Origin of the sequence: Flavobacterium sp. ALJ2, from assembly GCF_015594725.1 — a bacterium.
GTDB lineage: Bacteria > Bacteroidota > Bacteroidia > Flavobacteriales > Flavobacteriaceae > Flavobacterium.
This window is the reverse complement of record NZ_JADNRC010000008.1, coordinates 26,753-47,669: the sequence shown is the minus strand read 5'-3', so window position 1 is coordinate 47,669 and position 20,917 is coordinate 26,753. Positions and strand designations below refer to the sequence as shown.

22 protein-coding genes and 1 pseudogene are annotated in these 20,917 nt (G+C 32.0%); 11 read left to right on the top strand and 12 right to left on the bottom strand.

The window, feature by feature from the left end:
• Window positions 1-67: 67 nt before the first annotated feature.
• A complete protein-coding gene (locus IUY40_RS10820; protein ID WP_195736883.1) occupies window positions 68-925 on the bottom strand; it encodes an MBL fold metallo-hydrolase in 858 nt (285 codons plus the stop codon).
• A 102-nt stretch (window positions 926-1,027) separates the two neighbouring features.
• A pseudogene (locus tag IUY40_RS10815) lies at window positions 1,028-1,261 on the bottom strand (M48 family metalloprotease); the annotation flags it as partial.
• Window positions 1,262-1,634: 373 nt separating this feature from the next.
• Between IUY40_RS10815 and IUY40_RS10810 the strand changes: the two are divergent.
• From IUY40_RS10810 to sufD, 5 genes are all read left to right on the top strand, one after another.
• Complete coding sequence (locus IUY40_RS10810) at window positions 1,635-1,964, top strand: iron-sulfur cluster assembly accessory protein (RefSeq protein WP_195736882.1); 330 nt, start codon at window positions 1,635-1,637, stop codon at window positions 1,962-1,964.
• Between the two features lie 86 nt (window positions 1,965-2,050).
• Window positions 2,051-3,499: a Fe-S cluster assembly protein SufB gene (sufB, locus tag IUY40_RS10805; protein WP_195736881.1), complete on the top strand. Its 1,449-nt coding sequence runs from the start codon at window positions 2,051-2,053 to the stop codon at window positions 3,497-3,499.
• Window positions 3,500-3,671: 172 nt separating this feature from the next.
• The gene (gene sufC / locus IUY40_RS10800; protein WP_195736880.1) at window positions 3,672-4,418 is read left to right on the top strand and encodes a Fe-S cluster assembly ATPase SufC; all 747 of its coding nucleotides are present in this window, start codon (window positions 3,672-3,674) and stop codon (window positions 4,416-4,418) included.
• A 41-nt stretch (window positions 4,419-4,459) separates the two neighbouring features.
• Complete coding sequence (locus tag IUY40_RS10795) at window positions 4,460-4,828, top strand: four helix bundle protein (RefSeq protein ID WP_195736879.1); 369 nt, start codon at window positions 4,460-4,462, stop codon at window positions 4,826-4,828.
• 116 nt (window positions 4,829-4,944) lie between these two features.
• Window positions 4,945-6,261 (top strand): Fe-S cluster assembly protein SufD, encoded by a 1,317-nt coding sequence (gene sufD, locus IUY40_RS10790; protein WP_195736878.1) that lies wholly within the window; start codon window positions 4,945-4,947, stop codon window positions 6,259-6,261.
• Between the two features lie 162 nt (window positions 6,262-6,423).
• On the opposite strand, the gene IUY40_RS10785 is transcribed toward sufD, so the two are convergent.
• Window positions 6,424-6,606: a hypothetical protein gene (locus tag IUY40_RS10785; RefSeq protein ID WP_195736877.1), complete on the bottom strand. Its 183-nt coding sequence runs from the start codon at window positions 6,604-6,606 to the stop codon at window positions 6,424-6,426.
• Window positions 6,607-6,612: 6 nt separating this feature from the next.
• Window positions 6,613-7,962: a serine hydrolase gene (locus tag IUY40_RS10780; RefSeq protein WP_195736876.1), complete on the bottom strand. Its 1,350-nt coding sequence runs from the start codon at window positions 7,960-7,962 to the stop codon at window positions 6,613-6,615.
• Window positions 7,963-8,184: 222 nt separating this feature from the next.
• Here IUY40_RS10780 and IUY40_RS10775 point away from each other — a divergent pair, with 222 nt between their 5' ends.
• From IUY40_RS10775 to IUY40_RS10750, 6 genes are all read left to right on the top strand, one after another.
• A complete protein-coding gene (locus IUY40_RS10775) occupies window positions 8,185-9,399 on the top strand; it encodes a cysteine desulfurase (protein WP_195736875.1) in 1,215 nt (404 codons plus the stop codon).
• A gap of 84 nt (window positions 9,400-9,483) precedes the next feature.
• Window positions 9,484-9,837, top strand: coding sequence for a hypothetical protein (locus tag IUY40_RS10770; protein WP_229335505.1), 354 nt, complete (start codon window positions 9,484-9,486; stop codon window positions 9,835-9,837).
• Window positions 9,838-9,840: 3 nt separating this feature from the next.
• A complete protein-coding gene (locus IUY40_RS10765) occupies window positions 9,841-10,266 on the top strand; it encodes a SufE family protein (protein WP_195736873.1) in 426 nt (141 codons plus the stop codon).
• Between the two features lie 132 nt (window positions 10,267-10,398).
• On the top strand, window positions 10,399-10,722 hold the full coding sequence (locus IUY40_RS10760) for an SUF system Fe-S cluster assembly protein (RefSeq protein WP_195736872.1): 324 nt from the start codon (window positions 10,399-10,401) through the stop codon (window positions 10,720-10,722).
• Window positions 10,723-10,788: 66 nt separating this feature from the next.
• Entirely contained in the window at window positions 10,789-11,298 is a 510-nt protein-coding gene (locus IUY40_RS10755; protein ID WP_195736871.1) for a DUF2480 family protein, read from the top strand.
• Window positions 11,299-11,379: 81 nt separating this feature from the next.
• Entirely contained in the window at window positions 11,380-12,312 is a 933-nt protein-coding gene (locus IUY40_RS10750; protein WP_195736870.1) for a DUF3078 domain-containing protein, read from the top strand.
• Window positions 12,313-12,353: 41 nt separating this feature from the next.
• Here the strand turns inward: IUY40_RS10750 and hflX are convergent, their stop codons facing one another.
• The 8 genes from hflX to IUY40_RS10710 form a co-directional block, all read right to left on the bottom strand.
• Complete coding sequence (gene hflX, locus IUY40_RS10745) at window positions 12,354-13,586, bottom strand: GTPase HflX (protein ID WP_195736869.1); 1,233 nt, start codon at window positions 13,584-13,586, stop codon at window positions 12,354-12,356.
• Window positions 13,587-13,691: 105 nt separating this feature from the next.
• Complete coding sequence (locus IUY40_RS10740; RefSeq protein WP_229335503.1) at window positions 13,692-14,552, bottom strand: hypothetical protein; 861 nt, start codon at window positions 14,550-14,552, stop codon at window positions 13,692-13,694.
• Window positions 14,553-14,805: 253 nt separating this feature from the next.
• Window positions 14,806-15,750 (bottom strand): hypothetical protein, encoded by a 945-nt coding sequence (locus tag IUY40_RS10735; RefSeq protein WP_195736868.1) that lies wholly within the window; start codon window positions 15,748-15,750, stop codon window positions 14,806-14,808.
• Window positions 15,751-15,821: 71 nt separating this feature from the next.
• Window positions 15,822-16,832 carry a hypothetical protein gene (locus tag IUY40_RS10730; RefSeq protein WP_195736867.1) on the bottom strand — a complete coding sequence of 337 codons (1,011 nt, stop codon included), beginning with the start codon at window positions 16,830-16,832 and terminating at the stop codon, window positions 15,822-15,824.
• 2 nt (window positions 16,833-16,834) lie between these two features.
• A complete protein-coding gene (locus IUY40_RS10725; protein ID WP_195736866.1) occupies window positions 16,835-17,860 on the bottom strand; it encodes a hypothetical protein in 1,026 nt (341 codons plus the stop codon).
• 2 nt (window positions 17,861-17,862) lie between these two features.
• The gene (locus tag IUY40_RS10720; RefSeq protein ID WP_195736865.1) at window positions 17,863-18,873 is read right to left on the bottom strand and encodes a hypothetical protein; all 1,011 of its coding nucleotides are present in this window, start codon (window positions 18,871-18,873) and stop codon (window positions 17,863-17,865) included.
• 3 nt (window positions 18,874-18,876) lie between these two features.
• Window positions 18,877-19,902 (bottom strand): hypothetical protein, encoded by a 1,026-nt coding sequence (locus tag IUY40_RS10715; RefSeq protein ID WP_195736864.1) that lies wholly within the window; start codon window positions 19,900-19,902, stop codon window positions 18,877-18,879.
• 3 nt (window positions 19,903-19,905) lie between these two features.
• Complete coding sequence (locus tag IUY40_RS10710; protein WP_195736863.1) at window positions 19,906-20,916, bottom strand: hypothetical protein; 1,011 nt, start codon at window positions 20,914-20,916, stop codon at window positions 19,906-19,908.
• Window position 20,917: the final 1 nt, after the last annotated feature.

Genomic DNA, 20,917 nt, shown 5'->3' with positions numbered 1-20,917 from the left:
GTTAAACTAAAAATCCCATTTTCAATCAATGAAAACGGGATTTTTTTATGCTTTAAATCTACAACCTTTAAAGAATCTCTTCGCAAGTAAAAACCTCTTTAAGTCTTACTCCTTTTTCTGTATGTTCCACAGTTATAATTTGATTATGTGCATCATGCTCCAGAAACAAATAGTAATTATTATCGGCAGCAGCGTTTAAAAATTTTGACTTCTCAGGCATCGTTAATAATGGTCTTGTATCATATCCCATAACGTACGGCAACGGAATATGTCCAGCTGTAGCCAATAAATCGGCACAAAAAACAATTGTTTTATCCTGATATTGAATATGTGGAATCATTTGCTTTTCGGTATGCCCATCGGCAAAGAAAATTCCAAAGCCAAGTTCAGATGTTGAGAGAAAATCTTCTTCTGGCCTTTTTACAAAATTTAATTGTCCACTTTCTTGCATTGGCAAAATATTCTCAGACAAAAAGGACGCCTTTTCACGAACATTAGGTTTCGTTGCCCATTCCCAATGATTTTCGTTACTCCAATATTTAGCATTTTTAAAAGCTGGCTCATACCCTGTTTTATCCGCATTCCACTGCACACTTCCACCACAATGATCAAAATGCAAGTGCGTCATAAAAACATCAGTAATATCATCTCTGTGAAAACCATATTTTGCCAACGATTTGTCTATCGAATGGTTTCCCCAAAGCGAATAATATCCAAAAAACTTATCTGATTGTTTATTCCCCATTCCGGTGTCGATCAATATAAGTCGGCTGCCATCTTCGATAAGCAAACATCTTGCGGCAATGTCTATCAAATTATTTTCATCGGCAGGATTCGTTTTATTCCAAATTGTTTTAGGCACAACACCAAACATTGCACCACCATCTAATTTAAAATTTCCTGATTCTATTGGGTAAAGTTTCATTGTATTTTTATTATAAGGATTAAAAAACAAAATGGAGAGATAAAAATCTCTCCATTTAATATTCTTTGCAATTTAAGAAAATTCCAACTATTAATAAATAAACTAATCCTTAATCTCTTTGAATAATTTTTTCAACCTTGTGTTTTCTTTAAATACAAATGATTTTGTTTTTATCATTTCATCTATATAATCAATCCTTTCAGTAGTTACCGGATGTGTGCTTAAAAATTCTGGGATCGAAAAATTATTTTTTCCTTGCAATCTCTTAAAGAGCATTGCCATTCCTTCAGGATTAATCTTATTCAATGCTATTATTTCAAATCCATCTAAATCAGCTTGACGCTCAGATTCTCATTTATCTAAAAAAATTTGACAAAACTTCCTCCTTTTCAAAACTTCCTCAAGATAACTACTCCTTTTTTCAGAATTATCGTTCTAATTTCGTTCTTCTCTTGGTGTAAATACTTGTATTAATTAGTAATTAATATATTCTACGTTATCATCTTACCCAAAATATCATTTAAGATTCTCACCATTTTAAAGCGACAAAATCACAAATTATATTTTGTATTAAAATAATCTCTTACAAATTCGGTAATTGAAATAAATATTATCTATTTTAACATTTGTTATAATAATGTGAACCGTTATGGAAAAAGGTTTTTATATAGTATCTTTGCAATCAATTTAGACAATAATCTATATAACAATGATAAAGGTTTCTGATTCTGCCAAAAAGAAAATTATCGACTTAATGAAAGACGATGGTTTTGATGCCGCACATGACTACGTAAGAGTAGGGGTGAAAAGTGGTGGGTGCTCCGGTTTATCATATGATTTAAAATTTGACAAAACCAAAGGAGACGACGATAAAATATTTATAGACAACGACATAACTATTGCTGTCGAAAAAAAATCATTTCTATATTTAGCTGGAACAGTACTAGAATTTTCAGGTGGATTAAACGGGAAAGGATTTGTATTTAATAATCCAAACGCAAGTAGAACTTGTGGTTGTGGCGAAAGTTTTTCACTTTAGCCAAACGTCGAAAGTCTTAAAGTCAAACGAAGCTACACATACTTTGGACCTTAAGAAATTCAAACTTTTAAGACCCTATTGAAACAATGAGCAAATACACTGAAGACGATTTAAAAATCGAACTCGAAACTAAAGAATACGAATACGGATTTTATACCGATATAGAATCAGAGACGTTTCCTATTGGGCTAAACGAAGATATTGTTCGTGCCATTTCTCTAAAAAAAGAAGAACCACAATGGATGACCGATTGGCGTATCGAAGCTTTTCGAGCATGGCAAGAAATGATTGAGCCAGAATGGGCAAATGTACATTATCAAAAACCCGATTTTCAAGCGATTTCATATTACTCTGCGCCAAAACAAATAGATCCTAATAAAACATTAGACGATGTAGATCCAGAACTTTTAGAAATGTATAAAAAGTTAGGTATCTCTGTTGACGAACAAAAAATGATGAACAATGTTGCTATGGATATTGTAGTCGACTCCGTTTCTGTTGCTACAACTTTCAAAAAAACATTAGGAGAAAAAGGTATTATTTTCTGCCCTATTTCAGAAGCAATAAAAGAGCATCCTGAATTAGTTCGTAAATACCTAGGAACAGTTGTACCACAAAGAGACAATTTTTATGCTGCATTAAATTCAGCTGTTTTCTCAGATGGATCATTCTGCTATATTCCAAAAGGCGTTCGTTGTCCGATGGAACTTTCTACTTATTTCCGAATCAATCAAGCAGGAACTGGACAATTCGAAAGAACATTAGTTATTGCAGACCAAGGAAGTTATGTATCATACCTAGAAGGATGTACAGCTCCAAGTCGTGATGAAAATCAATTACACGCCGCTGTAGTCGAATTAATCGCTTTGGATGATGCAGAAATCAAATACTCAACAGTTCAAAACTGGTACCCAGGAAACAAAGAAGGAAAAGGCGGGGTTTTTAATTTTGTAACCAAAAGAGGTTTATGTGAAACTAATGCAAAAATCTCATGGACACAGGTAGAAACAGGTTCAGCTGTAACTTGGAAATATCCATCTTGTGTTTTAAAAGGAGACAATTCAGTAGGTGAATTTTATTCAATTGCCGTTACCAATAATTTCCAACAAGCAGATACTGGTACAAAAATGATTCATTTAGGAAAAAACACTAAGTCAACAATCATTTCTAAAGGTATCTCAGCTGGGAAATCACAAAATAGCTACCGAGGATTGGTACAAATAAGTGCTCGAGCAGATAATGCTAGAAACTTTTCGCAATGTGACTCCCTGTTAATGGGTAACAATTGTGGCGCACATACTTTTCCTTATATCGAAAGCAAAAATCCTTCTGCAAAAATAGAACACGAAGCAACAACAAGTAAAATTGGTGAAGACCAGGTATTTTATTGTAACCAACGTGGAATTCCAACCGAAAAAGCAATTGCATTAATCGTAAATGGTTTTAGCAAAGACGTTTTAAATAAATTGCCAATGGAATTTGCTGTAGAAGCACAAAAATTATTAGAAATTTCTTTGGAAGGTTCTGTGGGTTAAAAAAATTAAAGTTTCAGGTTTAAAATTTACAAAACATACTTTAAACCTCAAAATCGAAACTTTTTACAAAAACCCAAATTGAAAATAAATAGTTTAAACAAAAAAAAATTTAAAGTAGCTGTTTCTTAATAAAACCAAGAGCTTCAAACTTTAAACTTTAAACAAAAATAACATGTTAAGTATAAAAAACCTTCACGCCTCAATTGGCGACAAAGAAATTCTTAAAGGAATAAACATAGAAGTTAAAGCTGGCGAAGTACATGCTATCATGGGACCAAATGGTTCTGGAAAAAGCACACTTTCAGCAGTAATTGCTGGAAACGAAAACTACGAAGTAACTCAAGGTGAAGTTTTCCTTAACGGAGAAGATTTAGCTGATTTAGCCCCAGAAGAAAGAGCACACAAAGGTATTTTTCTTTCATTTCAATATCCTGTAGAAATTCCTGGAGTTAGTGTAACTAACTTTATCAGAACTGCAATTAACGAAACACGTAAAGCAAACGGTCAAGAAGAAATGCCCGCTAACGAAATGCTGAAAGTAATTCGTGAAAAATCAGAACTATTAGAAATAGATCGTAAATTTTTGTCCCGTTCTCTTAACGAAGGATTCTCTGGTGGAGAGAAAAAACGTAACGAAATTTTTCAAATGGCAATGTTAGAGCCAAAATTAGCAATCCTTGACGAAACAGACTCAGGTTTGGATATTGATGCATTAAGAATTGTTGCTAATGGTGTTAACAAACTAAAAAGTGATAAAAATGCAATTATTGTTATCACTCACTACCAACGTTTACTAGATCATATCGTTCCTGATTTTGTTCACGTACTATATAACGGAAAAATTGTAAAGTCTGGTGGAAAAGAATTGGCTTACGAATTAGAAGAAAAAGGATACGACTGGATTAAAGCAGAAAACTAACATAGTCTATAAAGTCAAAAGTCTTAAAGTCAAAAGGAATCATGAGTAAGTTTAATTCTTTCGAAGAGATTAATTCTTGGCAAAAAGCAAGAATTTTCAACAAGAGAATATATTTAATTACTGAGAATTCAAATTTTAAAAAAGACTTCGACTTTGCAAGACAGATTAGACGAGCATCATTATCTATATCATCAAATATAGCAGAAGGTTTTGAAAGAAATACAGACAAAGAGTTTGTTTACTTTTTATATGTTGCGAAAGCATCAGCAGGAGAAGTCCGTTCACAATTATATTTGGCATTTGATTTAGGATATATCATAAAAGAGGAATTTGAAGCACTTTTAGAATCAGTAACAGAGATATCTAAGCTATTAAGTGGTTTTATTAAATATTTAAGCCCAAAGTCATAAAGTATATGATCATAAAGTAAAATTACTTTGTGCAATAAATTTTCAAGCTTTTGGCAAAACAGTCGACAAACTTAAGTCTTTTGACTTTCGACTTTCGACTTTAAGACTAAAAATAAATGGATTTAAAAGAAAAATTAGTATCGTCTTTTATGGCTTTTGAGGAACGTGTAGATGTTAATTCAGACCTGCACGAAATTAGAACACAAGCGATAAAAAACTTTGAAAATAAAGGTTTTCCAACCAAAAAAGAAGAAGCTTGGAAATATACATCGCTAAATGCCATCTTAAAAAATGACTTTTCCGTATTTCCTAAACAAGAAAATGCAATCGAATTTAATCATGTAAAAAAATATTTTATACATGAAATAGACACCTATAAAGTAGTATTTATTGATGGTGTTTTCAGTTCGCATTTATCTTCTACAACACACGATGGAATCGACGTTTGCTTAATGTCTTCGGCATTGACTAAGCCAAAATATAAAATGATAATTGATAAATACTTCAATCAAATTGCTAACACAGAAGACAGTTTAACTTCTCTGAACACCGCATTTGCAATTGAAGGGGCCTATATCAATATTCCACAAAAGAAAGTTGCAGACAAGCCTATTGAGATTATGTATTTCTCAACAGGAAGTGAAGCAGCACTTATGGTACAGCCAAGAAACTTAATAATTGTAGGAGAAAATTCTCATGTACAAATTATTGAGCGTCATCAGAGCTTGAACGAAAATCCCGTTTTAACGAACTCTGTTACGGAGATTTTTGCTCAAAAACGCGCTATTATTGATTATTACAAAATCCAAAACGACAATAGTGAAGCTAATTTAATCGACAATACTTACGTTTCACAACAACAAGAAAGTCATGCATCGGTTCATACGTTTTCATTTGGTGGAAATTTAACCCGAAACAATTTGAATTTTTATCACTTTGGAGAAAGGCTAACAAGTACACTAAACGGAATAACAATTATAGGCGAAAAACAACATGTGGATCATTATACATTGGTTAAACATTCTACTCCAAACTGCGAAAGTTTCCAAGATTACAAAGGAATCTTCACAGACCGCTCGACAGGAGTTTTTAATGGAAAAGTATTGGTTGAAAAACTAGCACAAAAAACAAATGCATTTCAAAAAAACAACAATATTTTATTAAGTGATAAAGCAACAATAAATGCAAAACCACAATTAGAAATTTTTGCTGATGATGTTAAATGCTCTCACGGTTGCACAATCGGACAATTAGACGAAACAGCTATGTTCTACATGCAATCACGTGGAATCCCTCAAAAAGAAGCCAAAGCATTGCTAATGTATGCATTCTCTAATGCCGTTATCGAAAGCATCAAAATACCAGAATTAAAAAAACGAATTACCACTATTATCGCTAGTAAACTAGGCGTGAAAATGGGATTTGATTTATAATTAAATTCTACCAAAATACAAAACCGACAAACTCTTAGAATTTGTCGGTTTTTTTATGAGCCAATCCCGCCCCGCTATTCGCTACAATCTTTTCCTTTTTAAAGAAAAAAGAAAAGGATTTTCACTTCTATCAGGGCTAAAATATTTGATATATCTCAATCCCTAAAATTGATTTTTCCATAATCCAATTACAAATACAAAAAAACCGAAGAAAGACAAACCTAACCCCAATATCAAACAAATTGAATTAAGAGGTACTCCGATATTTATTGACCAAGCAAAACCAATTAAAACAAAACCAATAATCATAAGTAAAAAGGGCAATAAAATTCTATATTTTCTCATTTTAAATTATCTCTTAACACTTGCTGTTATCTCCTTCAAAAACACATTAAAATCAAATTCAAGATCATCTGTCAAGCCCATTCTTACTATGACTAAGTCCAAAGATGGAATAATAAATACTTTCTGACCTTGGAAGCCACTACAATAAAACATATCTCGAGGTGCGTCTTTATATTTTCCACCTGCATTTAACCAAAATTGAGCACCATAATCCCCTTTTGAAGTATTAGTTGGAGTAGATACATATTTCACCCAACTTTCATCCAGAATCTGCTCTCCATTCCAGTTTCCTTTATGCAAATACAGCAAACCAAATTTAGACCAGTCTCTAGTAGTTGCCCAAGCATAAGATGAACCTACATAATTCCCTACCATATCAGTTTCGATAACAGCAGAGCTCATCCCGATTTTATCTATTAAGGCTGAATACCAAAAATCTAGATATTCCTGATGTGTCTTAAATTGTTGCCTCAAAATAGCCGATAACAAATTACTCGTTCCCGAAGAGTAATTCCAATGCGTATTAGGTTTAAACAAAGCTGGCTTTTCTAGTTGTACTCTTGCCATATCTTCTGACTCAAAAAGCATGATAGTTGCATCACAGATTGTATTGTAATTTTCCACCCATTCTAAACCCGAATTCATATGAAGTAAATCATTAGTTGTAATAATTTTGCGTTCATCATTTTGCCATTCAGCAATTGGAGCAGGTTTATAAATATCAAACTTCTTTTGTCTTTGAAGCACTCCAAACATCGTTCCTGTAATACTTTTAGTCATTGACCAACCAAGCAATTTACTGTTTTTGGTAAAACCTATCTCATACCTTTCAGCAATTAATTTATCTTTATACAATACCAAAACGGAACGTGTTCTTTTTATCGTTTGTCCTGAAACATCAAATGCATTTGCAATAGCTTTATTTAATTTAGCATAATCAATATTAGAAAACACAGTATCTTTAGGCTCATTATTCCCATAAGGAAATGGCAAATTATTCACCTGCTTTACTCTTTTAGGAACTTCATACGGTTTAGATACATCAAAATTATCATTAATTAATGTAGCACCAATCCCTTCACGATAAATTGCTTTTCGTTCTTTTAATCCATATACATTAGATGTTGCAAATTTCCCTTCTTCATTAATTTTACTTGTTGCTAAGTCAAGCAAAGGAATATCATTATCTCCTTTTTCTACGGATTCCAGCGAACGATTATCGATAAAATGACACGATGCAATACTTTTTGATGTAAAGCCAGAAATCAAATCGAGTTTCGGGTAAGTAGTAAATCTGAAATAAACAATTATGACAAGAAGAAGAAGAAGAACAAGTAGTTTTAAGATTTTTTTCATAATAATACTAGTTAATTTACACTGCAATATAACTATAATTTCATCACAAATTAACTTCGAATCCATTCAAAATCAAATACAAACCTTCAAAAAATACCAAATCTGTAAAAACAATATTGTTTTTAATAAGATTATCTAAAACCATAAAAGGAAATTTAGCAATTACTGGATAAAACAATTTAGTTTTAGTACTTTTGTAATTAGAATTTTTCTAAATAAGATATGCTAGATATTCATAAAATAAGAGCTGAGTTTCCGATACTTTCACAAAAGGTAAACGGAAAACCTTTGGTATACTTCGATAACGGTGCAACATCACAAAAACCACAAATTGTGATTGATGCAATTTCAAAATATTACCAAGAAATTAATGCAAACATACATCGTGGAGTACATACTTTGAGTCAATTAGCAACCGATGCTTACGAAATTTCAAGAGTAAAAATCCAACATCATATTAATGCCAAACTTTTACACGAAGTGCTTTTTACTTCGGGAACAACTCACGGAATTAATTTAGTTGCAAATGGTTTTGCTGCTATATTAAAACCCGGGGATGAAGTCCTAGTTTCTGCATTAGAACATCACAGTAATATTGTGCCTTGGCAAATGTTATGCGAAAAAACTGGTGCCATACTTAAAGTGATTCCGATGAATCAGGATGGGGAACTTGACATTATTGCATACGAATCTTTATTATCAGATAAAACCAAGATTGTAACTGTAAATCATATTTCGAATGCATTGGGAACAATCAATCCGATAAAACATATGATTGTAAAAGCACATGCAGTGGGCGCAGCTGTTCTAATTGACGGTGCACAAGCAGTTCCACATTTAAAACCTGATGTTCAGGATTTAGATTGTGACTTTTATGCTTTTTCAGGTCATAAAATGTGCGGACCAACAGGAACTGGAATTTTATACGGAAAAGAAAGTTGGTTGAATAAATTACCTCCTTATCAAGGTGGTGGCGAAATGATTAAAGAAGTTACTTTCGAAAAAACTACTTATGCTGATTTACCTCATAAGTTTGAAGCTGGAACACCAAATATTGCAGGTGGAATTGTTTTAGGAACTGCGGTAGACTATATGAACAGTATAGGTTTTGACAATATTCAACAACAGGAAAACGAATTACTAGCACATGCTACAAAACAGTTACTTGAAATTGAAGGTTTAAAAATTTATGGTACTGGTAAAGAAAAAGCTTCGGTTATCTCATTTAACATCGACGGGATTCACCCGTATGATATTGGTTCAATAATTGATAAATTAGGAATTGCTGTACGAACAGGACATCACTGTGCGCAACCGATTATGAATTACTTTGAAATTCCGGGAACTATTAGAGCTTCTTTCTCTTTTTATAATACAAAAGAAGAAATTGATTTAATGGTTGAAGCAGTTAAAAAAGCCAAAACAATGTTATCTTAACAACACGACAATATGAAAATACTATCTTTTTTACTTCTGACAATTTTTATAGGAAACAGCTGCGTTAGCCAAAAGAATACAGACATGAATGCAATACAGATAGAATATTCGGCTATGTCGCGAGGCTATTATCAGAAGATTGTGGTAAAAGACCAAATGGTTTCTGTCACAAAAAGCAGAGGAGAAGAATCTGTTACAAACAAAATAGATGGAGCACAATGGGCAAGAATTGTTTCAGAGTTTAAAAAAATAAATTTAGAAACCATTCCGAAGCTAAAAGCACCCACCGAAAAACGTTTTCATGATGGAGCTGCTATTGCTAATTTAAAAATAACACAAAACGGAAAAACATACGAAACTAAGGGTTTTGACAATGGTTTTCCACCAACAGAAATAGAAAAATTAGTAACTTTATTGGTTGCTTTTACTCAAGAATAAAACATGACGATAAAAGAAATACAAAACGAAATAGTCGAAGAATTCTCGATGTTCGATGATTGGATGCAACGCTACGAGTACATTATCGAACTAGGCAAAAATCTTCCGTTAATAAAAGAAGAATACAAAACAGACGAAAATCTAATTAAAGGCTGTCAATCAAAAGTTTGGCTACAAGGCGAACAGAACGATGATAAAATTGTTTTTACTGCTGATAGTGATGCTATTTTAACCAAAGGCATCATTGCAATCTTAATTAGAGCTTTCTCTAACCAGAAAGCAGAGGATATCTTAAAAGCTGATGTTGATTTTATTGATGAAATCGGATTAAAGGAACATTTATCAGCAACACGCGCAAACGGTTTGGTTTCGATGATTAAAAACATCAAAATGTATGCCTTGGCATTCGACTCTAAAAACAAAAACTAAGCAAGGTTCTTAAGTTATATAAGGCTTCTCAGGTTGTACTTATATTTTATTAAATAACTTAAATGGTTAAAACATACGATTTAATCCAATGTCCTAGACCAAATTATATCGTCAAAAAACAAAAACAAAAAAATGGAAAACGAAATAGACACTAACGAATTAGGAGAATCAATCGTAAAAATCTTAAAAACAATTTACGACCCTGAGATTCCTGTAGATATATACGAATTAGGATTAATTTATGACGTAATGGTTAATACAGATTACGAAGTAAAAATATTAATGACATTGACATCTCCAAACTGTCCAGTAGCCGAAAGCCTGCCTAGAGAAGTTGAAGAAAAAGTAAAATCTATCGAAAACGTAAAAGACGCAGAAGTAGAAATAACTTTTGATCCACCATGGAGTAAAGAATTAATGAGCGAAGAAGCTAAATTAGAATTAGGAATGCTTTAAAAAAGGATACAGTTTACAGTCACAGTATTTAACTGCGTCTGTAAACTGCAACTATAAACTAAAAAAATGGAAGAAATAATCAATAAAGTTGCCAATAGTGCCTTAGAAGTTTTTGACCTTGAGGATTATTATCCAGAAGGACTTCGTGCGCAAATTGATATTTCTCAATGGCTACTCGAGGGTTTTCTTTTGAAAGAAAAAGACTTTCGCGAACATCTTAAGAACCACAATTGGTCACAATATCAAAATGCTTATGTTGCTATTAACTGCAGTACAGATGCAATAATTCCTGCATGGGCTTCAATACTTGTTGCAGTTCAATTAGCACCATTCGCTAAAAAAATTGTTGATGGCACACTCGAAGATTTAGACTCCAGCCTTTATGAAGAGATTTTGCGTAACCTAGATTATACCGCATACAAAAGTAAACCTGTAATTCTAAAAGGATGCTCTAAAAAACCAGTCCCTACTCGCGCATATATACTAGCAGCTCATTATTTACAGCCTTTTGCCAGAAGTATTATGTACGGAGAAGCGTGCTCTGCTGTACCTTTATACAAAGAGAACAAGAAATAATTTACAATTAAAATTAAGTATTTTTTAACACCTTCATAGTTTTTAGTATATTTGTTTAAATCAACACTAAACAAGGAACCTATGAAAAATATCCTTCAACTCCTTTTTATCTTCCTAACAAGCTTTTCGCTTGTACAGGCACAGAACACTGAAAAAGAATTAATAAAAAACACTGAAAAGGCAGTTAAATTCATATCTGACACTACAGGAAATGGATGGAAAAGTACAGGAAATGTCTCATTTCTTTTTAACCAATCAAATTTCAACAACTGGATTGCTGGTGGTGAAAATAATATCTCGGGAAATTTAGGGATTAATTACAACATCAATTACAAAAAAGATGACATTAGTTGGGATAATAAAATTCTTGCTTCATATGGTATCTTGCAAACCGAAAATTCTGATTTTGAGAAAAAGACTGATGACAGATTAGAAATTAATTCTATTTATGGAAAAAGAGCATTTGGTGATTGGTACTACTCCTTTTTTGTAAATTTCAGAACACAATTTACCAAAGGATATGTGTATAGTCAAGATGTAAATGGTGCTGAAATACGAACTGAAAATACAAATTTCATGTCTCCAGGTTATCTTACGTTTGGTCCAGGTATTTTTTGGAAGAAGGATGACAATCTAAAACTAAATTTCGCCCCTGTAACCTCCAAAATGACTTTTGTAGACAAGATGTACACCTCTGGAGTTGGATACATAAATGAGTCTTATTTTGGTGTTAAAGCAGATAAAACTATGCGTTATGAATTGGGTTTCTACGCTTCGGCATATTACAAACTTAATATAATGACCAACGTTTCTGCCGAGAATACTTTAAACCTATATTCAAATTATCTCGAAGACCCACAAAATGTTGATATTGATTACTCCTTAAACATAGTAATGAAAATAAACAAATTCCTATCAACTAACTTATCATTTCAGGCAATTTATGATGACAATGCCTTTAAAGGGTTTCAAACCAGAGAAGTTTTTGGTTTAGGAGTAAATTACTTATTCTAAAAAAAACATAAAAAAAGCGCTTGCAATTGCAAGCGCTTTTTTTATTCTTCGTCTTCTTTTTCGATTGCATCCTTATAATCAGGATACAAAAATTTATTGTAGGGAAATCTAGTAATATGAATTTGTCTAACTGACTCATATACTCGCTCTCTAAATTCTTCGAAATTTTCTTTATTAGTTGCCGAAATAAACAGCGCATTTTGCTCTCCTAGACGATGCATCCAAGTAGCTTTCCATTCTTCAATGGTATAATGTCTTGGTGTTTTTTCAGTAATTAAATCATCCTCATCAATCGTTAAATGCTTATAAGCATCTATCTTATTAAACACCATAATAACAGGCTTATCATTAGCCTTAATATCTAGTAAGGTCTGATTAACAGATTCAATATGATCTTCAAATTCTGGATGAGAAATATCTACAATATGCAATAACAAATCGGCTTCACGAACCTCATCAAGTGTACTCTTGAATGAATCTACCAATTGAGTCGGCAGTTTACGGATAAAACCAACTGTATCTGAAAGTAAGAAAGGTAAGTTTTTAATAACCACTTTTCGAACGGTTGTATCCAACGTAGCAAACAATTTGTTCTCTACAAAAACATCGCTTTTACCAACAGCATTCATCAAAGTTGATTTTCCAACATTGGTATATCCTACCAAAGCCACACGGACCATTGCACCACGATTACTGCGTTGCACACCCATTTGTTTATCGATTGTTTTTATCTTCTCCTTCAATAATGCGATTCGGTCACGAACGATACGTCTGTCTGTCTCAATTTCAGTTTCTCCAGGTCCACGCATTCCAATACCCCCTTTTTGACGCTCAAGGTGTGTCCACATCCCTGAAAGCCTAGGTAATAAATATTGACATTGGGCCAATTCAACTTGCGTTCTAGCATATGATGTTTCAGCTCTTTGAGCAAAAATATCTAGAATTAAATGCGTTCTATCAAGGATTTTGCAATCTATAATTTTGGAAATATTTTTCTGTTGAGATGGCGATAATTCATCATCAAAAATCAAAGTTGAAACACCATATTCTTTTACAAAAAGATTGATTTCATCTATTTTACCAGTTCCAACAAAAGTCTTAGGGTTTGGACGTTCCATTTTTTGCGTAAAGCGTTTTATAACTTCTCCGCCTGCAGTAAAAGTTAAAAACTCTAACTCGTCCAGATATTCATTTAATTTTTCTTCACTTTGATTTTGAGTTACAATCCCAACAATGGCTGTTCTTTCAAAATTTAGTACTTCTTTTTCTAACATAACTTTAAATAAGCTACAAATTTAGTGATTTGCAAGGTACTAAAGCCAATTGAAGCTTTTTTAAATTAACTCAAAAAGAATATTTTTTCCCTCAAACGAATCTCTTTATTCGTAAATGTACGTTTTATCGATTTTTACAATACCATTTTGCTCTAAAAATGAAGATGATATTGGATAATTTGAAGCATTGTACTTATATTTTCCAGTAACTCCAGTGTAATTTATAGAGGATGGAATAAATGCTAATTCGTTATTATAGGAGATAGATTCAAAATCAAACTCTTCTTCATGAAAAGAGATTAATGGTACAATTACTTTATAGTTTGGACCAAATAAATTCTGTACGATTAATAAATCAACTGATTTTTTGTCATCGAAAGTGAAATTGTTAATCATTTTTTCACCAAGTACTCCTTTGTGTCGTATAACATTATCATTAGAATACACATATTCGATTTTATTAAATATTTGCTGATTTCTATCTCTGGAAGAACGTCTGATGATAAGTCCATTTTCAACCACATATTCAATGTCTTCTATTACGGTATGTACATTACTTTTTTTAGTAATCGCTTTTATTCTGGCACCTTCGTAAGTCATCGTAACTGTTTTAGTTACAGTCTCCCCATTTTCATCATATTTTTTCATGAATTTAGTAATTCTGTCGTCTTTGTCATAGCTATACTTTACAACTTCTTTCCAGTTACTTCCTATCCTCTCTTTTACAGTCATATCCAACAACCCTTTTTGATTATAAAAAAAACTATGCACAACATCGGATGTTTTTATGGTTAAAATTTTACCGTCTTGGAACAAAAGGGTTTTATTCTCTATTTCACCACTTTTTAAATCACGGTAATTAGTCTTAACAACATTTATTTGTTTCAACTTAAATTGCTGATCTTGACTGTGAATCAAACATGAAAAAGCCATCATAAAAATGGCAATGAAGTAGTTTTTTATCATGGTATTTATATCGATTTGGGATGACCAAAATACAAAAATCATCGAAAAAACACTGTTTTTACTTCTAAAAAACTAAGTCATATAACAAATTCTTAAAACAGGTTTTTCTTTATCAATTGAATACCAGATATTTATATTATTTTACAAATAGCACTCAAAATATAAATCCTTACTTATCTCCTACAATTACAACATCGTCTTCCATAAAAGATCGAAAAAAGCTAGCAGCTTTTTCATCTCTTAAACATCATATTTAATAATATTCTATTTTTCGATCATAAATGCGTGATATACCATCTTCTTCTATTTTAATTTTTTTAATCCAATTACCCATTTTATCATAATCATACTTGTAAGTGATTTTTTCACATCTTTTATCATTAAATTCATAATTAGGATTTATTTCAATACTACCTGCGATATCATCTAAAACGGAAAAACAATAATTCTCTTCAATTAAATCATTTTTATCATTATATTTATATGTATAAACGCCTGCCCTTTTTTTATATCTTTTTGCTATACTTACTTCCTTAATTTTTAAATTATTTGAATTATCATAAGTATATATTTCTCTCAAAGTAATATCATCACTCAAATAATCATATATCTCATATTCAGAAATACTATCATTACTTCCATACTTAAATGAATGTTCTTCAGATCGTCTATCATATGAGTCATATCCTATTTGCGTTTGTAAAAATTCATCCGCATAATAATATTCAATTTTTGGAATATAACTTTTAGTAGTCATTTCTAATATTTGATGAATATCATTATACTTAAAAAGTGTTTTTGAAAAAACGTCATCTGATAGAGTATCAAATTTAGTTATTATTTCTGTTTTGTCTCCATATGAATTATACTTATATATTGTAAACTCTGTATTAACAGTTTTTTTCTTTGAATTATCGATACCTAGAAAATCAAAACAATTATGATTTTGAATTTTTCCTAATTTGTCAAACTTTAAATATATTAAATCATATCCAAATATGTAATCTGAAGAATAGTGCAACTTGGTTCTAGTATTTTTATCTTTTAAAGAATCACCATTGTATGACCATTCATAAATTGATTTAACATTACCTTTTAAATTTCTTATAGTAATATCATTTTTTATTATATCATTTTTTTTTGCACAACTAAAAAGGGCAAATAAGATGATGAAGAGAAATATATTTTTTATTTTCATTTGAATTTTATTATTATTTCTTGATTACAAACATATGAACTCCCAAATAAAGCTAGTACCTTTTTCATCTCTTAATTTATCATGTACAAACCATCTTCCAGTTTTTTACCCTCAGGCAAGTATAAATAAACACCAGGCATTAATGTTGATTCATCGGTATCCACCATTAAAGCTCCAAACCCTCGATACCCTAATTTTAATGAATTTGATAGCAAAAATACTATCCTATTATTACCAAAAAAGACCATTTTATAATTCTCAATAGGCAATATTTTTATATTATTTGATTTTACGTCTGTTAAAAGTTCTTTCTCTAAATCGTTAATCCCTCCTAATTTTTTATAATTTGCAATAGCATTTCTTTTCTCAGTACCAAATTTTAATTTCATCAACAAATCAGCATCTTTATTTTCGTAAGTTTTACCATACTCTTTGTAAAACGCTACCGCTTTTGCTTCCAGTAATTTCTGGTCTAATTTGGACAAATCCTGTCCTTTGCTCCAGCCTTCGTTTGCATACGGTACTTGCGCATTAAATGTAAATGTAAACTCATAATAGGGTTTGCCCGAGGCTATAAAACGACCTTTCGCATCGGTTAAACTTACATGTTTCATTATTACTTCTTCGTCCTCAAGTGTTTTCTCACTACCATTGTCCATTTTTATGATAGATATAGCAATAGCGGTATTATCGGTTAAGGTAGTTACCGTATCTCCCTCGCCATACTCTTCTTTTATTAAATCCCCTACTGGATACAAGCGGTACGTAAATGTTTGCTCCCCGCTTTTTAGTATAGCACGATTTATTGCTATAGGAGTAGCATAATTAGACAATTCATAATTTTTATGCACAGGGTAATCATTTACCAACACCTCGACCACGCAATTGCTTTTATTGATGCGCATATAATACATAGGTTCTTTTTCGTAACGTTTAACTTGTTTAGCTATTTCGCTAACAAAATTAGTAGCGTTTATTTCAGGGTATTGTATGTTCATGATTTTGGTATTTATAGGGTTTTTTTCTTGTCCGCAGGCAAAAACAACCGATAAAATTCCAAATAAAACTAGTAGCTTTCTCATAATTAATTAGTCATATACAAACCATCTTCCAGCCTTTTACCCTCTGGTAAATAAAGAAAAATACCTGGAATGAAAAATGCTTCGTCACCATCTTTATCTATATAATCTATTTTTAACGCTCCTCCTCCCCTATAAGGATATTTCAACTTATTTGATAACAAAAATACTATCCTATCATTACCAAAAAAAAACATCCTGTAATTTTCAATAGCTTGTACTCTTATTTTATTTCCATTTAAATCACCTAAATATTCTTTCCATAAAGAATAGACATCAGATAACTTTTTGTAACTCGCAATCGCATTTCTCTTTTCTAATCCAAAACTTAATTTCGCCAATAAATCAGCATCTTTGTTTTCATAAATCTTTCCATATTCTTTATAAAACGCTACTGCTTTTGCTTCAAGCATTTTTTGGTCTAATTTGGACAAATCCTGCCCTTTGTCCCAGCCTTCGTTTATATAAGGTACTTGGGCATTAAACGTAAATGTAAATTCATAATAGGGCTTGCCTGAAGCTATAAAACTACCCTTCGCATCGGTTAAGCTTGTATGTTTCATTATTACTTCTTCGTCCTCAAGCGTTTTCTCGCTGCCATTATCCATTTTTACAATAGAGATAGCAATAGCGGTATTATCGGTTAAGGTCGTTACTGTATCTCCCTCCCCATACTCTTCTTTTATTAAATCGCCCACTGGGTACAAACGATAGGTAAATGTCTGTTCGCCACTTTTTAATATTGCTTCATTAATTTTTAATGGAGTCGCATAATTAGACAGTTCATAATCATCATGCACAGGATAATCATTTACCAATACCTCGACCACGCAATTGCTCTTATTGATACGCATATAATACAACGGTTCTTTTTCGTAACGTTTTACGCTTTCTACCAATTTTTGTTCAAAATTAGTAGCGTTTATTTCAGGGTATTGTATGTTCATTATTTTGGTGTTTATCGTTTTTTTTTCTTGTCCGCAGGCAAAAACAACTGATAAAATCCCAACTAATATAAATATCTTTCTCATAATTAATTAGTCATATACAAACCATCTTCAAGCTTTTTACCTTCTGGTAAATAAAGGTAAATACCCGGCATTAATGTTGAATCATCATTATCTATAACTAATGCTCCACTATTTCTATAGCCTACTTTCAACGATTTTAACCTTAGTGATATAATCCTGCTATTACCAAAAAATACCATTTTGTAATTTTCAATTTGTCTAATAATAGTATTAGCAGCATTTATTTTTCGTAAATATTCCTTCCATAATCTATCAATATCAGATAATTTTTTATAAAAAGCCTTTGCATTTCTCTTTTCCTCTCCAAAATTTAACTTCGCTAATAAATCAGCATCTTTATTCTCATAGATTTTACCATATTCCTTATAAAACGCTACTGCTTTTGCTTCCAATAGTTTCTGGTCTAATTTGGATAAATCCTGTCCTTTGCTCCAGCCTTCGTTTGCATACGGTACTTGCGCATTAAATGTAAATGTAAACTCATAATAGGGTTTTCCTGAAGCTATAAAACGACCCTTCGCATCGTTTAAGCTTGTATGTTTTATTATTACTTCTTCATCCTCAAGCGTTTTCTCACTGCCATTGTCCATTTTTATGATAGATATAGCAATAGCAGTATTATCGGTTAAGGTCGTTACCGTATCTCCCTCGCCATATTCTTCTTTTATTAAATTGCCCACTGGGTATAAACGATAGGTAAGTGTTTGCTCCCCACTTCTTAGTATCGCATCATTTATTTCTAGAGGAGTCGCATAATTAGATAATTTATAATCTTTGTGTACAGGATAATCATTTACCAATACCTCGACCACACAATTGCTCTTATTGATGCGCATATAATACAACGGTTCTTTTTCGTAACGTTTTACGCTTTCTACCAGTTTTTGTACAAAATTAGTGGCATTTATTTCTGGATATTGTATGTTCATGATTTTGGTATTTATCGGTTTTTTTTCTTGTCCGCAGGCAAAAACAACCGATAAAATCCCAAATAAAGCTAGTACCTTTTTCATCTCTTAATTTATCATATACAAACCATCTTCTAGCTTTTTACCTTCTGGTAAATAAAGGTAAATATGTGGCATATAGGCAACTTTATAACCTTCTTTATCAATACTGTTAATTCGCAATGCACCATTCCCTCTATAAGGCTGTATTAATGAATTTAATTGCAAAAATATAATCTGACCATTTCCAAAAAAAACCTTTCTATAGTTTTCTAAAGGCTGTATTTCCATATCATTTTCATTCAAATCACTATTATATTCTTTCCATAAATTATTGATATTGGATAGTTTTTTATAGAGTGCAATCGCATTTCTTTTTTCTTCTCCAAAACTTAATTTCGCCAATAAATCAGCATCTTTATTTTCATAAATCTTTCCATACTCCTTATAAAACTCTACTGCTTTTGCTTCCAGTAATTTCTGGTCTAATTTGGATAAATCCTGTCCTTTGCTCCAGCCTTCGTTTGCATACGGTACTTGCGCATTAAATGTAAAAGTAAATTCATAATAGGGTTTGCCCGAAGCTATAAAACGACCTTTCGCATCGGTTAAGCTAGTATGTTTTATCACAACTTCTTCATCTTCCAGTGTTCTCTCGCTGCCATTATCCATTTTTATAATAGAGATAGCAATAGCGGTATTATCGGTTAAGGTCGTTACCGTATCTCCCTCGTCATACTCTTTTTTTATTAAATCGCCCACAGGGTACAAACGATAGGTAAATGTTTGCTCCCCGCTTCTTAGTATTGCATGATTTATTTCTTCTGGAGTTGCTAAATTTGATAACTCATAATCTTCATAAATTGGGTAATCATTTACCAAAACCTCGACCACGCAATTGCTCTTATTGATGCGCATATAATACAGCGGCTCTTTTTCGTAACGTTTTACGCTTTCTACCAGTTTTTGTTCAAAATTAGTAGCGTTTTTTTCTGGGTATTGTATATTCATTATTTTGGTGTTTATCGGTTTTTTTTCTTGTCCACAGGCAAAAACAACCGATAAAATTCCAAATAAAGCTAGTACCTTTTTCATCTCTTAATTTATCATGTACAAACCATCTTCCAGTTTTTTACCTTCCGGTAAATAAAGGTAAATACCTGGCATTAAAGTTGATTCATCACTGTCTATAGTCAACGCACTATATCCTCGACTTCCTAATTTTAAAGAATTAGATAATAAAAATATAATTCGCTTATCTCCAAAAAACACTATTTTATAATTTCCAACAGGTAATACTTTTATGTTACTCTCGTTAAGATCACTTAAGTATTCTTTCCACAACTCGTCGATATCAGATAGTTTTCTATATAGTGCAATCGCAGTTCTTTTTTCCTTTCCGAAATTTAATTTTGCCTGTAAATTAGCATCTTTTGTTTCGTATATTTTACCATATTCTTTATAAAACGCTACTGCTTTTGCTTCCAATAATTTCTGGTCTAATTTGGATAAATCCTGCCCTTTGCTCCAGCCTTCGTTTGCATACGGTACTTGCGCATTAAATGTAAATGTAAATTCATAATAGGGTTTGCCTGAAGCTATAAAACGACCCTTCGCATCGGTTAAGCTTGTATGTTTTATCACGACTTCCTCATCTTCTAGTGTTTTCTCACTGCCATTGTCCATCTTAATGATAGATATAGCAATAGCGGTATTATCGGTTAAAGTCATTACCGTATCTCCCTCACCATATTCTTCTTTTATTAAATCGCCCACAGGGTACAAACGATAGGTAAGTGTTTGTTCCCCACTTTTCAATATTACGTGATTTATTTCTAATGGAGTTGCATAATTCGAAAGCTCATAATCTCTATGTATTGGATAATCATTTACCAATACCTCGACCACGCAATTGCTTTTATTGATACGCATATAATACAACGGTTCTTTTTCGTAACGTTTTACACTTTCCACCAATTTTTGTTCAAAATTATTGGCGTTTATTTCTGGATATTGTATGTTCATGATTTTGGTATTTATCGGTTTTTTTTCTTGTCCGCAGGCTACAAATAAGGTAGCAAGCATTAGAGTCAGGAATGATTTTTTCATT